This window comes from Aminobacter sp. GW821-FHT11F06 (assembly GCF_058808215.1).
In genome coordinates, this window is the sequence record NZ_JBXARL010000002.1 from 646975 (window position 1) to 660622 (window position 13648).

Annotated in this window: 12 protein-coding genes; 6 read left to right on the forward strand and 6 right to left on the reverse strand. The window is 64.7% G+C overall.

Annotation, left to right across the window (positions count from 1 at the left end; genetic code table 11):
• Positions 1-194: 194 nt before the first annotated feature.
• Entirely contained in the window at positions 195-1583 is a 1389-nt protein-coding gene (locus AC1RTB_RS07620) for a pyridoxal-phosphate dependent enzyme (protein ID WP_492876197.1), read from the forward strand.
• Complete coding sequence (locus tag AC1RTB_RS07625) at positions 1580-2746, forward strand: trans-sulfuration enzyme family protein (RefSeq protein ID WP_492876199.1); 1167 nt, start codon at positions 1580-1582, stop codon at positions 2744-2746. Before AC1RTB_RS07620 ends, AC1RTB_RS07625 begins: the two co-directional genes overlap by 4 nt.
• Positions 2747-2966: 220 nt before the next feature.
• On the opposite strand, the gene AC1RTB_RS07630 is transcribed toward AC1RTB_RS07625, so the two are convergent.
• Positions 2967-3455 (reverse strand): MarR family winged helix-turn-helix transcriptional regulator, encoded by a 489-nt coding sequence (locus AC1RTB_RS07630; RefSeq protein WP_492876201.1) that lies wholly within the window; start codon positions 3453-3455, stop codon positions 2967-2969.
• An 89-nt stretch (positions 3456-3544) separates the two neighbouring features.
• Here AC1RTB_RS07630 and AC1RTB_RS07635 point away from each other — a divergent pair, with 89 nt between their 5' ends.
• Complete coding sequence (locus tag AC1RTB_RS07635) at positions 3545-4426, forward strand: EamA family transporter (protein ID WP_492876203.1); 882 nt, start codon at positions 3545-3547, stop codon at positions 4424-4426.
• Positions 4427-4490: 64 nt separating this feature from the next.
• Here the strand turns inward: AC1RTB_RS07635 and AC1RTB_RS07640 are convergent, their stop codons facing one another.
• Entirely contained in the window at positions 4491-4736 is a 246-nt protein-coding gene (locus AC1RTB_RS07640; protein ID WP_492876205.1) for a DUF982 domain-containing protein, read from the reverse strand.
• 262 nt (positions 4737-4998) lie between these two features.
• Between AC1RTB_RS07640 and AC1RTB_RS07645 the strand changes: the two genes are divergently transcribed.
• Genes AC1RTB_RS07645 through AC1RTB_RS07655 form a run of 3 tightly spaced genes read left to right on the forward strand, consistent with a single transcriptional unit; the run spans position 4999 to position 10269 of the window.
• Positions 4999-6123: an efflux RND transporter periplasmic adaptor subunit gene (locus AC1RTB_RS07645; RefSeq protein ID WP_492876207.1), complete on the forward strand. Its 1125-nt coding sequence runs from the start codon at positions 4999-5001 to the stop codon at positions 6121-6123.
• Positions 6120-7184, forward strand: coding sequence for an efflux RND transporter periplasmic adaptor subunit (locus AC1RTB_RS07650; RefSeq protein ID WP_492876209.1), 1065 nt, complete (start codon positions 6120-6122; stop codon positions 7182-7184). The genes AC1RTB_RS07645 and AC1RTB_RS07650 overlap by 4 nt, the downstream gene beginning before the upstream one ends.
• Position 7185: 1 nt before the next feature.
• Entirely contained in the window at positions 7186-10269 is a 3084-nt protein-coding gene (locus AC1RTB_RS07655) for an efflux RND transporter permease subunit (RefSeq protein WP_492876211.1), read from the forward strand.
• 17 nt (positions 10270-10286) lie between these two features.
• Here AC1RTB_RS07655 and AC1RTB_RS07660 read toward each other — a convergent pair whose 3' ends face one another.
• From AC1RTB_RS07660 to AC1RTB_RS07675, 4 genes are read right to left on the reverse strand one after another with little or no spacing between them, the layout of a single operon-like run.
• Positions 10287-11003: an ABC transporter ATP-binding protein gene (locus tag AC1RTB_RS07660; RefSeq protein ID WP_492876213.1), complete on the reverse strand. Its 717-nt coding sequence runs from the start codon at positions 11001-11003 to the stop codon at positions 10287-10289.
• Positions 10984-11748 (reverse strand): ABC transporter ATP-binding protein, encoded by a 765-nt coding sequence (locus tag AC1RTB_RS07665; protein ID WP_492876214.1) that lies wholly within the window; start codon positions 11746-11748, stop codon positions 10984-10986. Before AC1RTB_RS07665 ends, AC1RTB_RS07660 begins: the two co-directional genes overlap by 20 nt.
• Complete coding sequence (locus AC1RTB_RS07670) at positions 11745-12752, reverse strand: branched-chain amino acid ABC transporter permease (protein ID WP_492876216.1); 1008 nt, start codon at positions 12750-12752, stop codon at positions 11745-11747. The genes AC1RTB_RS07665 and AC1RTB_RS07670 overlap by 4 nt, the downstream gene beginning before the upstream one ends.
• Positions 12753-13616 carry a branched-chain amino acid ABC transporter permease gene (locus tag AC1RTB_RS07675; RefSeq protein WP_476784091.1) on the reverse strand — a complete coding sequence of 288 codons (864 nt, stop codon included), beginning with the start codon at positions 13614-13616 and terminating at the stop codon, positions 12753-12755. It lies immediately after the preceding gene.
• Positions 13617-13648 lie beyond the last annotated feature (32 nt).

Sequence of the window (13648 nt, forward strand, 5' to 3'; positions counted from 1 at the left end):
TTTTGCAGCGGCTTGAGATTTTCCTTCTCAAGATGGCCGCCGAATTGAAATGCCCTACCTTTGTTAGAGCCAGCCCTCGCCGGTAAATGCGGCGACGCTGGCCAGATGCGGCCGAGGATCAACCGGACGGCAGGTGCCCGCCCGCCTGACTTGGGATATGCTTGATGACCTTGCCTGCCGTGGGAGACGCTGCCATGAGCCGTTTGAACCCGCCTTTCCGCTCCGTGCTCGATTTGATCGGCGAAACGCCTGTCGTCGAGCTGACGCAGTTCGACACCGGGCCGTGCCGGCTGTTCATCAAGCTCGAAAGCCAGAACCCCGGCGGCTCGATCAAGGACCGCATCGCGCTGTCGATGATCGCCGCGGCCGAGCGCGAGGGCAAGCTCAAGCGCGGCGGCACCATCGTCGAGGCGACCGCCGGCAATACCGGGCTGGGCCTCGCCCAGGTCGGCATCCCCAAGGGCTACCGCATCATCCTTGTCGTGCCCGACAAGATGAGCCGCGAAAAGATCCAGCACCTGCGCGCACTCGGCGCCGATGTCAGGCTGACGCGCTCGGATGTCGGCAAGGGCCATGCCGAATACTACCAGGACATGGCCGAGCGGATCGCAGCCGAAATCCCCGGCTCGTTCTACGTCAACCAGTTCGCCAACCCGGCCAACCCCGAGGCGCACGAGACCACGACCGGACCGGAGATATGGCAGCAGCTCGACGGCAATGTCGATGCAGTCGTTGTCGGTGTCGGCTCCGGCGGCACGTTGACCGGGCTCGGGCGCTTCTTCGCCAAGGTTTCTCCTAAGACGGAAATGGTGCTGGCCGATCCTGTCGGTTCGGTGCTGGCGCCGCTGATCAAGACCGGCAAGATGGAAGAAGCGGGAAGCTGGACGGTGGAAGGCATCGGCGAGGATTTCGTGCCGCCGAACGCCGATCTTTCGCTGGTCAAGAAGGCCTATTCGGTGACCGACAAGGCGAGCATGCTGGCGGTGCGCGACCTGCTGGCCAAGGAAGGCATCCTCGCCGGCTCGTCATCGGGCACGCTTTTGGCCGCGGCCTTGCGCTATTGCCGCGAGCAGAAGACGCCGAAGCGGGTGGTGACCTTCGTCTGCGACAGCGGCAACAAATACCTGTCCAAGGTGTTCGACGATTTCTGGCTGGCCGAGCAAGGCCTCGACGAGCGCGAGCAACATGGCGATCTGAGCGACCTCGTTGCGCGTTCGCATCGCGAGGGCGGCACGGTGTTCGTCGGCCCCGGCGACAGCCTGCTCACCGCCTATGGCCGGATGCGGCGCGGCGACGTTTCGCAGCTACCGGTGCTCGACGAGGGCAAGCTTGTCGGCATCGTCGACGAAAGCGATATCCTTGCCGTTGTCGAAGGACCCTATGACAGCCGCTGGAACCGCTTCAACGCACCGGTCGCAACCGCGATGAGCAAGGACCTGCACACGCTGCAGGCCAACCAGACACTCGATGCGCTGCTGCCGATCTTCGACCGCAACGAAGTGGCGATCATCTTCGACGGCGAAGATTTCATCGGGCTGATCACCCGCGTCGACCTCATCAACCATCTCAGGCGGGCAAAATGACAACTGCGAAGAACCGTTTGGCCTTTTCGACACGCACCATCCATGGCGGCCAGAGCCATGATCCGACGACCGGTGCCGTGATGGTGCCGATCTATGCGACCTCGACCTATGGCCAGCAGAGCCCCGGCGTGCACAAGGGTTTCGAATATGCCCGCAGCCAGAACCCGACACGCTTTGCCTTCGAACGCGCCATCGCCGATCTCGAAAGCGGTAGCGCCGGCTTCGCCTTCGCCTCGGGGCTGGCGGCCATCGCCACCGTCTTCGAGTTGCTCGACAGCGGCGCGCACATCGTTGCCACAGACGACATCTATGGCGGCACGTTCCGGCTACTGGAACGGGTGCGCAAGCGCTCGGCCGGACTTCAGGTGAGCTTCGTCGACTTCACCGACCTTGCCGCGGTCGAGGCGGCGATCCGGCCGGAAACCAGGATGCTGTGGGTCGAAACACCCACCAATCCGCTGCTGCGTGTCGTCGATCTCGAAGGGGTGGCGGCACTGGCCAAGCGCAAGGGCGTGCTGTCGGTCGCCGACAACACCTTCTGCAGCCCCTATCTGCAGCGGCCGCTGGAGCTCGGCATCGACATCGTCGTGCATTCGACGACGAAATATCTCAACGGCCATTCCGACATGGTCGGCGGCTGCGTTGTCGTCGGCGACAACAAGGATCTGCGCGACCAGTTGAAATTCCTGCAGAACGCGATTGGCGCGATCTCCGGGCCGTTCGACAGTTTTCTGGCGCTGCGCGGCATCAAGACACTTGCGCTCAGGATGGAGCGGCATTCGCAGAACGGGGCGAAGATCGCGCGCTGGCTGGAGGCCCGCAAGGACGTGCGCCGGGTCATCTATCCCGGTCTCGAAAGCCATCCGCAGCATGCGATTGCCAAGGCGCAGATGTTTGCCTTCGGCGGCATGATCACGGCGGTTCTGGACCGCGACCTCGCAGGCACCAAACGCTTCCTCGAGCGGACGCAGCTGTTCACACTGGCCGAAAGCCTCGGCGGGGTCGAAAGCCTGATCGAGCATCCGGCGCTGATGACGCATGGCTCGATCCCGGCGGAGAAGCGCACTGAGATCGGCATCTCGGATTCGCTGGTGCGCCTGTCGGCCGGCATCGAGGATGGCGACGATCTGATCGCCGACCTGGAGCAGGCGCTGGCTGGGTGATACGCCAAGACGCTTGGTCAGCCCAGTACCCCCACCCCTAACCCCTCCCCACAAGGGGGAGGGGGATGAGGTTGCCACCGTCCCGAGAAATCATCGAAGTCGGCGCTCGGCGACTGCCGCAAAGTCCCCCTCCCCCTTGTGGGGAGGGGTTAGGGGTGGGGGTACCTTGCTACGGGAGAAAGTTCGGCTGGGAGCGTTGCCGAACCAGAACCGGTCGACCTCAGGCGCTTTCAAACCCGACCAGGAACTTGCTGAGCAGCGCGTCGAGCGCTGCACGCTCCTGCGTGGACAGCATTTCGACGATGCGCGTTTGCGTCGCGACATGGTCGGTGACGGCGGCGTCGATGGTGGCGAAACCCTTGTCGGTCAGCGAGACGATGAAGCTGCGGCGATCGCCCGGATTGAGCGCTCGCGCGACAAGGCCAGCCTTTTCGAGCTGGTCGACACGGTTGGTCATGGTGCCCGAGGTGATCATCATCGTGGCGGAGAGGTCGCCGGGGGACAGCGCATAAGGCGGTCCCGAGCGGCGCAGCGTCGCCAGCACATCGAAGCTGCCATAGTTCAGGCCGTGTGCGGCGAAGGTCTTTTCCATTTCGCGGCCGAGATGCTGGGCAAGCCGCGTCAGCCGCCCAATCAGACCCATCGGCGCGACGTCGAGGTCGGGCCGTTCCCGGTGCCACTGCTCTAAGATATCATCAACGCGATCCATGTCGCACTCATCCCCAAAAAATATCTTGACGTCAAGAGAATGCGGATTATCTTGAACTCAAGATATTTGATGCAAAGAGAGATGCGGCCATGACGACGCGCAACACCGACCTGCTCCTGACGGCCATCGCCCCGGCCATCTGGGGCAGCACCTATCTGGTGACGACCGAGTTGCTGCCCGCCGGCTATCCGCTGACGGTCGCCATGCTGCGCGCCCTGCCCGCCGGCCTGTTGCTGCTGCTTGTGGTCAGGCAATTGCCGCATGGCATCTGGTGGGGCCGGGTACTGGTCCTCGGCGCGCTCAATTTTTCGATCTTCTGGTGGTTGCTGTTTGTCGCTGCCTATCGGCTGCCCGGCGGGGTGGCCGCGACCGTCGGCGCGATCCAGCCGCTGCTTGTTATCCTGCTTGCCCGCGCTGTGCTCGGATCGCCGGTACGCGCCATGTCGATCGCCGCCGCACTGGCCGGCATGGGCGGCGTGGCGCTGCTGATCCTGACGCCGAACGCAGCGCTTGATCCGATAGGCATCGCTGCCGGTCTGGCCGGTGCCGTGTCGATGGCCGCAGGCACCGTGCTCAGCCGGCGCTGGCAGCCACCGGTCTCGCCTCTGACCTTCACGGCCTGGCAATTGACCGCAGGTGGCGCGCTGCTGCTGCCGGCCGCCCTGTGGCTGGAACCGTCGCTACCCGCACTCACCACAGCCAATGTGCTCGGCTTTGCCTATCTCGGCCTGATCGGCGCCGCACTGACCTACATCTTTTGGTTCCGCGGGATTTCCAAGCTCGGACCCTCGGTGGTTGCCCCGCTCGGATTCCTGAGCCCGATGACCGCCGTCATCCTTGGCTGGTCGGTGCTCGGCCAGTCGCTCAGCCCGGCCCAGATCGCCGGCATGGCGGTGGTGCTTGGCAGCGTCTGGCTTGGCCAGCGCGCCCAGCAGGCGAAGCCGGCAGCGCCCAACCTTGCAACCACCTGACGCCTACGGGGCGGAGCTGGCGTCTGTGCCTTTGCGAACAAGGCACAAGGCATGTCGCCACAGATCAGGTCAGGATGCCGATTTCTTCAGCCGCCGCCACAAAGGCCCGCTTCGCCGCCTCTCGCGTGCGGGTGCCGGCAAGGGCGGCGGACACGGTGGCCACCGCCTCGCGGTAGAGCGGACCGCTACGCTTGGCGTGCGGCCAGTCGACAAGCGCCTCATAGGCGCCCTTGACGGTCGTGACCTCGCGCTGGGTGCTTTCCGGCCCGATGCGAACCGAGACGGGATGGTCAAAAAGCATACGATCCATAATGGTCTCCGACGTCTTGCCGTTCGAGCATCCGATCTCCCCAAACCGGCTCCCCACTTCGGGTCCGATGCTCTGGAATCGCCCTTTCAACGCACCGAAGTTGCTCAGGTTCCCTGACGCGCGCGGTCAAAAATCACACCGGTGTTACCCCTCCTTAAACCGTGATCCCAGGCATGCGTCCGCGGCTGACAAGAAAGGCAACTAGGCGTTGCCGGATGGCTTTCGGCATCGTAGCGTGGGCCGAAGCGATTTGGGGGTGTACATGCGGCCCATGAACCCGATCCCGTCAGGCTTGCCTGGCAGAACGCCGGCATACGCCGTATCGCCCCCCTTCCTCAGCGTGCTTGCCCTTTGCCTGACACTGCCCCTCGCCGCCTGCCAGAAGCAGGAGGCAGCACAGCGGCAGCCGATCATGGTGCGCTCCGTCGAGGTCAAGCTGTCCGAGTTCGCGCCATCGACGTCGCTGACCGGCGTGATTGCCGCGCGCACCCTCAACAACCTGTCGTTCCAGGTCGGTGGCCGGGTTTCCGAACGCAATGTCGACATCGGCCAGCGCGTAACCAAGGGCGAGGTGCTGGCCCGGCTCGACCCGCAGGAGCAGCAGTCGGACGTGAGGGCCGCGCAAGCGAGCCTTTATGCGGCCCAGGCGCAGCTCAGGCAGGCGTCCGCCGCCTTCGACCGCCAAAAGACCCTGCTCGCCCAAGGTTTTACGACACGGCGCGACTACGACCTCGCCGACCAGGCGCAGCGCGTCGCCCAGGGCGGCGTGCAAGCGGCACAAAGCCAGCTCGCCAACGCCCAGGACCGGCTGACCTACACCGATCTGAAAGCCAGCGCCGACGGCGTGGTGACGGCGCGAACGATCGAGGTCGGCCAGGTGGTGCAGGCCGCACAGACGGTCTTCACCGTGGCCGAGGATGGCGACCGCGACGCCGTATTCAACGTCGCCGAAGCGCTGGTGGCGGGCAACCCCGTGGCGCCGGCGGTGCAGATCTCGCTCATATCCGATCCCAGGATCGAGGCTGCAGGCCAGGTGCGCGAGGTCTCTCCGGCAGTCGACCCGGCCTCGGGCTCGATCCGCGTCAAGGTGGCGGTACCCAACACGCCAGCCGGGATGCCGCTGGGTGCGGCGATATCAGGCACGATCGTGTCGAAGCCAGAGCCGGCGATCGTGCTGCCATGGCAGTCGCTCATGTCGGACAGCGGCAGGCCGGCAGTCTGGACCGTCGATCCCGCGACCAAGGTGGTGACGATGGTGCCCATCGAGGTCCAGTCTTTCGCGTCCGGTGTCGTGGTGGTCTCCAAGGGGCTGGAAATCGGACAAACCGTCGTCGCCCAAGGGGGCCAGCTGCTGAGCCCCGGCCAGGTCGTGGAGGTCGCGCCATGAAGTCCTTCGCGCCTCTCGGCATGGCGGCGGCGCTGGCACTGGCCGGTTGCAGCCAGAAGCAAGCGCCGGCCAAGGAAGTCATCCGGCCGGTGCTGTCGCAGGTGGTCGAACCGCAAGCGCGGACCGCGCAAGGTTTCGCCGGCACCATCCAGCCCGAGTTTTCCGCGGATCTGGCCTTCCGCTTGCTTGGACGGCTGGTGGCACGCGATGTCGGCGTCGGCGATCAGGTGACCAAGGGAACGACCCTTGCGGCGATCGACCCGCTGGCGCTGGAGCTTGCATCGCAAGCCGCGCGCGCCGACCTGTCGACCGCCGAAGCGCAATTCGCCAACGCCGCCGCCAGCGAAGAGCGCCAGCGCGCGCTGCTCGGGGCGGCCAACACATCGCAAGCCGTCTATGATTCCGCCAAGCAGGCGCTTGATTCCGCCTCGGCCAATGTCGAGCGCGCGCGCGCCGCCCTGGCCAAGACAGACGAACAGCTCGGATATGCCAGGCTGTTTTCGGACTTCGACGGCATCGTGACGGCCACCGGCGCCGAGGTCGGCCAGACCGTTTCGCCGGGCCAGATGGTGTTGACCGTGGCGCGCTCGGACGCACGCGAGGCTGTCGTCGACATACCCGACCAACTGGCCGGCACACTCAAGAACGGCGACGAATTCGAGGTCGCATTGCAGACACTGCCGTCGCTGCGCACCACAGGGCACATCCGCGAGATCGCGCCACAGGCAGATGCCGCGACACGCACGCGACGGGTACGGCTGGCGCTCGCCGAACCACCGACGGCCTTCCGGCTTGGCTCGACGGTTACGGCAACAAGGGTATCGCGGGTGGACGAGCGGATCGACCTGCCGCTGTCGGCACTGCTTGAAAAAGACGGCAAAAGCTTCGTCTGGGTTGTCGATCCCACGGCATCGACAGTCAGCCTGCATGGCGTGGACGTGAAGACGAAGGATGCGGCCAGCTTCACTGTGGGCGGCATCGAGGCGGGGACCCGGGTCGTGACCGCAGGCGTGAACAGCCTTGCTGAAGGCCAGAAGGTCAGAATTCCGGAAGGGGCATAGCGTGAAGGGTTTCAATCTTTCCGACTGGGCGCTGAACCACCGTTCGCTGGTCTGGTACTTCATGCTGATCTTCACCATCGCGGGCATTTTCGCCTATCTGCATCTCGGCCGCGAGGAAGACCCCAGCTTCACCATCAAGACGATGCTGATCCAGGCCAACTGGCCCGGCGCCTCGGTCGAAGAAACCACCAAGCAGGTCACCGACAGGATCGAAAAGAAGCTCGAGGAGCTTGAAAGCCTCGACTACAGCCGCAGCGTGACGACCGCCGGCCAGACGCTCATCTTCGTCAATCTCAAGCCGACCACCAAGGCGCGCGACGTGGCGCCGACCTGGGTGGAAGTGCGCAACATGATCAACGACCTCCGGCCGGAATTCCCGCAAGGGGTGCAGGGTCCGTTCTTCAACGACCGCTTCGGCGACGTGTTCGGCAACATCTATGCCTTCACCGCCGACGGGCTGTCGATGCGTCAGCTGCGCGACTATGTCGAGACGGTGCGCACACGCATCCTGAACATTCCCAATGCCGGCAAGGTCGAACTTGTCGGCGCCCAGGACGAGGTCATCTATCTCGAATTCTCCACCCGCCAGATCGCGGCGCTGGGCCTTGACCAGCAGGCCGTCATCGCCAGCCTGCAGGCGCAGAACGCGGTGTCGCCGTCGGGCGTGATCCAGGCCGGGCCTGAGCGCATCGCGGTGCGTGTCAGCGGCCAGTTCACCTCGGAAGAGAGCCTGAGGGCGATCAACCTCAGGGTCAATGACCGCTTCTTCCGGCTGAGCGACGTGGCCACCATCAGCCGCGGTTATGTCGATCCGCCGACCGCGCTGTTTCGCGTCAATGGCGAGCCGGCGATCGCACTTGCCATCGGCATGAAGCCCAACGCCAATCTGCTGGAATTCGGCGATGCGCTGAAGAAGCTGATGGATGAGGTGATCGGCGATCTGCCGGTCGGGGTCGGCGTGCATCTCGTCGCCGACCAGCCGGTGATTGTCGAGCATGCCGTATCGGGCTTCACCCGGGCGCTGTTTGAGGCGGTGGCGATCGTGCTCGCCGTCTCCTTCATCAGCCTTGGCATGCGTGCCGGTTTTGTCGTCGCTCTGTCGATCCCGCTGGTGCTGGCGATCACCTTCCTGGTGATGGCCTATATGGGCATTTCGCTGCAGCGTATCTCGCTCGGCGCCCTGATCATCTCGCTTGGGCTTTTGGTCGACGATGCGATGATCGCGGTCGAAATGATGGTGGCGCGGCTGGAGGTGGGGGACTCGCTGAGAAGCGCTGCGACCTATGTCTACACCTCGACAGCCTTCCCGATGCTGACCGGCACGCTGGTCACTGTGGCGGGTTTCATCCCCATCGGGCTGAACAGCAGCCAGGCCGGCGAATACACCTACACGCTGTTCGTCGTCATCGCCGTGTCGCTGCTGCTGTCATGGATCGTTGCGGTGCTGTTTGCGCCGCTGCTTGGCGTGACGCTGTTGCCGGCGACGATGAAAAAGCACGACGAGCGTCCAGGCCGCGTCGCCGCCGGCTTCTCGCGCCTGCTGCATCTGGCTGTCCGCCGGCATTGGATCACCATCTTCGCCACCATCGCGCTGTTTGCCGCATCGGTGTTCGGACTGACCTTCGTGCAGCAGCAGTTCTTCCCGCCATCGGATCGTCCCGAGCTGATCGTCGACTGGAACCTGCCGCAGAACAGCTCGATCGCCGAGACACGCACCCAGATGGAGCGCTTCGAACAGATGGCGCTCAAGGGCAATGCCGATGTCGACCACTGGAGCTCCTATGTCGGCCAGGGTGCCGTGCGTTTCGTGCTGGCCTACGACGTGCAGCCGGCCAACCCCTATTTCGGCCAGACCGTCATCGTCACCAAGGATCTCGAGGCGCGGCACCGGGTGCAGCCTGCGATCGAAAAGATCCTGCGCGAGCAATTCGTTGGCACCGACGCCTTCGTCAAGACGCTGGAACTCGGCCCGCCCGTCGGGCGGCCGGTGCAGTATCGCGTCAGCGGCCCTGACATCCAGACGGTACGCACGCTGTCGCAGCAACTCGCCAAGCAAATCTCGGACAATCCGAAGCTGCAAGCGCCGAGCTTCGACTGGAACGAGCCTTCGCGCGTGCTCAAGGTCGATGTGCTGCAGGACAAGGCGCGTCAGCTCGGCATCACCTCGCAGGACATCGCGAGTGCGATGAACAGCGTGGTCGGGGGCGTTGCCATCACCCAGGTGCGCGACGCCACCTATCTGATCAATGTGGTTGTGCGTGCCGGCGAGGCCGAGCGCGGCTCGATCGAGACGTTGCGCAACCTGCAGATCCCCACCGGAAACGGCGAGGCGATCCCGCTCGCCACCGTCGCCGACATCCGCTACGAGATCGAACAGCCAACTGTCTGGCGACGCAGCCGCATGCCGACGATCACGGTCAAGGCCGGGCTTGTCGGCAACACGCTACCTGCCACCGTCGTTGCCGAACTGAAGCCCACCGTCGACGCGTTTATTGCCAAGCTGCCGGCAGGCTACGCGGTCGCAACAGGCGGCACGGTCGAAGAAAGCGGCAACAGCCAGGGTCCGATCATCGCGGTGGTGCCCATCATGCTGTTTGTCATGGCAACCGTGCTGATGATCCAGCTGCAAAGCTTCCAGCGGCTGTTCCTGGTCGTGGCCGTTGCACCGCTGGGCCTGATCGGCGTGGTGGCGGCACTGGTACCAACAGGGCAACCCCTGGGTTTCGTGGCCGTGCTGGGCGTGCTGGCACTTGTCGGCATCCTGATCCGCAATTCAGTGATCCTGATCGTGCAGATCGAAGAGCTGATCGCGACGGGCACCGACCGCTGGCGCGCGGTGATCGAGGCTTCGGAGCACCGCATGCGCCCGATCGCGCTGACGGCCGCAGCAGCCAGCCTGGCGCTGATCCCGATCGCGCGCGAGGTGTTCTGGGCGCCGATGGCCTATGCGATGATGGGCGGCATCCTGGCGGGCACGGCGATCACGCTGCTGTTCTTGCCGGCACTCTATGTCGCTTGGTTCAGGCTCGAGGAGCCCAAAAAGGGAGCTCCCGCGCATCAGCCGGCAGAGGCACCGGCAGCATAAGCTGCCGGTTGGTCAGCTCAGTGCAGGCCGCCGACGCCGAGCAGGCGCTCGACGACATCAGGCTGAGCGGCAAGCTCAACCGGCGTGCCCGACCAGGCAATGCGGCCACGCTCCAGGATGATGGCGTGGTCGGCGAAATCGAGCGCGCTCTGGATGCGCTGTTCGACAAGGACGACTGTCATATCGCCACCCGAGGCGAGTTTCGAAAACACCACCATCAGCTCTTCGCAAATGACAGGGGCCAGGCCTTCCAGCGGCTCGTCGAGCAGCAGCACCGTCGGCTTGCCGAGGATGCTGCGGGCGGTCGACAGCATCTGCTGCTCGCCGCCGGACAGTTGCGAGCCCAAGTTCTTGCGGCGCTCCTTGAGGCGCGGGAACATGTCGTAGGCTTCCTCGATCGCCGAGCGGTCGCGGCCCTTGAGTCCGACAAACAGGTTTTCCTCGACGGTGAGCGAAGGAAAGATGCAGCGCGCCTGTGGCACGTAGCCGAGGCCGCTGCGGGCACGCGCCGCGCTTTCCTGGCTGCTCATGTCAGTGCCGCCGAGGCGGATCGAACCGCCATAGCGCTTGGTCTGGCCGGCGATGGTGGCAAGCAGCGTCGTCTTGCCCATGCCGTTGCGGCCAAGCACGGCAAGGCGCGAGCCGGCGGGCACGGAGAAGCTGATGCCTTCCAGCACGCGCGTCGGGCCGTAGCCGGCGCTCAGGTCTTTGACTTCAAGCGGCGCTGCGGTCATTGGCGTAGCTTCCGAGATAGGCTTCGCGCACACGCGCGTCCTTGGTGACGTCCCCGGGCGAACCATCGAAGATGATGGCGCCGGCGGCGAGAACGATGACACGCTTGGCGAAGCGGAAAACGAGATCCATGTCGTGCTCGATCATCAGCACGGCAAGGTCGGATGGCAGGCCGGCAAGGGCGGCTTCGATGCGCGGCGTATCGCTTTGCGGCACGCCAGCGGCAGGTTCGTCGAGCAGCAGCACCTTGGGCTTGAGCGCCAGCGCCAGGGCGATCTCCAGCAGACGCTGCTGGCCATAGGCGATCTCGCTGACCTTGCGGGTGGCGATGTGATCGAGGCCAAGCGTGCGCAACAGCTCGGCAACCTCGGCCATGACATCCGGCATGGAATGGAAATGGCCGAAGATGCGACCGGTGCGGCCGGTACGCTGCATGACGGCGAGTGCGAGATGTTCTTCCGGCGTCATGTCGGGGAACAGCCGCGTGACCTGGAACGAGCGCACGAGCCCTTGGCGGACGCGCGGCACAGGCCCAAGGGACGTGACGTCGTTGCCGCCGAGCATGACCTTACCGGAATCGGGCTCCAAGTGGCCCGTCACCAGATTGACGAAGGTGGTCTTGCCGGCGCCATTGGGGCCGATCAGCGCCACCCGGTCGCCGGGGTTCATGGTGATCGACACGTCCTGCGTGACGGCCAGGCCGCCGAAGGATTTTTTCAGGTTTTCGACCTGGAAGACCGCACTCATTTGCCGGCTCCCTTGAAACGATCGAGCAGCGTCAAGGCAGTGCCGTAGAGGCCGCGCGGTGCAAACAGCACGACGGCGATCAGCAAGGCACCGACGATGGTGAGCCAGTGGAACGGGTTGGCCGCCGAAACGAAATCCTCGAACCACATGAAGCTGACGGTGCCGATGAGCGCGCCATAGAGCGAACCCGTGCCGCCGAGCACCAGCATGACCAGCGCTTCAGCAGAGAGCGTGAAGCTGAGCGAGTCAAGGCCAACGACCTGGGTCGAGATGGCGTTGAGCGCGCCGCCGACGCCGGCGACAGCACCCGAGATGACATACATCTTGAGCAGCGTGCCCTGCACCGATGCGCCCATGGCGCGGATGCGGATCGGGTCTTCCTTGATGCCGCGGCAGAGCATGCCGAAGGGCGAGCGGGTGATCAGGCGCAGCACGATGAAGGTGATGACCACCAGCGCCACGGCGAAACCGTAGGCGGTGCGGCCCCAGAGATCGAAGGCGAACATGCCGAAGATCGGGTCGGGCGAGATGCCGGACAGGCCGTCGCTGCCACCGGTATAGGCGGAGGCCTTGTTGGCGGCCTCGTGGAACAGGTGGACGACCGCGATCGACAGCACCAGCTGTGCCAGCCCATGGCCGCGCAGGATAACCGCACCGGAAACGATGCCGGCGAGCGCCCCGCCAATGGCACCTACGACGACCATCAGCAGCGGGTCGGTGATGCCGAAATGGACCGCGGCGATGCCCGAAGCGTAGGCGCCGGCGCCGAAGAGTGCTGCATGGCCAAGGGTGGCGACGCCGCAGAAGCCGGTGACGAGGTCGATTGACAGGACCAGCAGTGCGACGCCCAAGATGCGCGTCAGCAGGGCCAGATTGTTGGGGAACAGGAAATAGCCGATCGCGGCGAAGGCCAGGATCACGGCGAGACCGATGAGGTCGCGCACCAGCCAGTTCGGGCGTGCCGCGGCAGGCTTGGCAGCGGCGGTGTTTTCGATGGCGGCCATCTACTTGCTCCTGCCCAAAAGGCCGCGCGGGAAGACGCAGACGATGGCAATGACGGCGAGGTAGAAGAAGAACTCGCCATATTCCGGCAGAAGATAGCGGCCGGTTGTGTCGATGGCGCCAAGCAGCAGGCAGGCGAGCAGCGCGCCAGGGATGGAACCAGCGCCGCCGACCGAGACGACGACCAGGAAGGTGACCATGTAGCGCAGCGCGTAATAGGGCTCGATCGGCAGAAGCTCGGCGCCGACGATGCCACCGAAAGCGGCGAGGCCGACGGCGACCGCGAAGCTCACGGCGTAGACGATCTTGGTACGCACGCCGAGCGAGGCAGCCATGGCGGCATTATCGACCGAGGCACGCAGCTTGACGCCAAAGGATGTCTTTTCGATCAGGAACCACAGCGCACCTGCAACGGCAACGCCGCACGCGATGGCAAACAGCTTGTGGGCAGCAATCGAGCGGAAGCCGAGATCGACCGGGCCGCGCAGCGTTTCGGGCAGAGGAATTGTCTTCAGCGTCGGGCCGAAGACATAGTTGGCGATGCCGATGACGCAAAAGGTGATGCCGATGGTCATCAGCACCTGGGTGAGTTCAGGCGCGCCATAGATACGGCGATAGAGGAACCGCTCGACCGGAATGGCGATGATGATGGTGCCCACCACCGCGACAAGGATCGCCACGCCATAGCCGAAGCCGAGCGTTTGGGTGGCATAAGAGGCGATATAGCCGCCGATCATGGCGAATGCGCCATGGGCGAGGTTGACCACGCGCATCAAGCCCATGGTCACCGAAAGTCCAATCGAGATGACGAACAGCACCATGCCATAGGCAAGGGCGTCGATCCCAACACTGAAAACGGTTTGCATCGTTTTATCCAGCAGCAGCCCGGAAGCCGAGG

Excerpts from the sequence above, each read along its gene's own strand:
- AC1RTB_RS07620 (WP_492876197.1), top strand. The coding sequence starts at position 195 with ATGAGCCGTTTGAACCCGCCTTTCCGCTCCGTGCTCGATTTGATCGGC.
- AC1RTB_RS07625 (WP_492876199.1), top strand. The coding sequence starts at position 1,580 with ATGACAACTGCGAAGAACCGTTTGGCCTTTTCGACACGCACCATCCAT.
- AC1RTB_RS07630 (WP_492876201.1), bottom strand. The coding sequence starts at position 3,455 with ATGGATCGCGTTGATGATATCTTAGAGCAGTGGCACCGGGAACGGCCC.
- AC1RTB_RS07635 (WP_492876203.1), top strand. The coding sequence starts at position 3,545 with ATGACGACGCGCAACACCGACCTGCTCCTGACGGCCATCGCCCCGGCC.
- AC1RTB_RS07640 (WP_492876205.1), bottom strand. The coding sequence starts at position 4,736 with ATGGATCGTATGCTTTTTGACCATCCCGTCTCGGTTCGCATCGGGCCG.
- AC1RTB_RS07645 (WP_492876207.1), top strand. The coding sequence starts at position 4,999 with ATGCGGCCCATGAACCCGATCCCGTCAGGCTTGCCTGGCAGAACGCCG.
- AC1RTB_RS07650 (WP_492876209.1), top strand. The coding sequence starts at position 6,120 with ATGAAGTCCTTCGCGCCTCTCGGCATGGCGGCGGCGCTGGCACTGGCC.
- AC1RTB_RS07660 (WP_492876213.1), bottom strand. The coding sequence starts at position 11,003 with ATGACCGCAGCGCCGCTTGAAGTCAAAGACCTGAGCGCCGGCTACGGC.
- AC1RTB_RS07665 (WP_492876214.1), bottom strand. The coding sequence starts at position 11,748 with ATGAGTGCGGTCTTCCAGGTCGAAAACCTGAAAAAATCCTTCGGCGGC.
- AC1RTB_RS07670 (WP_492876216.1), bottom strand. The coding sequence starts at position 12,752 with ATGGCCGCCATCGAAAACACCGCCGCTGCCAAGCCTGCCGCGGCACGC.
- AC1RTB_RS07675 (WP_476784091.1), bottom strand. The coding sequence starts at position 13,616 with ATGCAAACCGTTTTCAGTGTTGGGATCGACGCCCTTGCCTATGGCATG.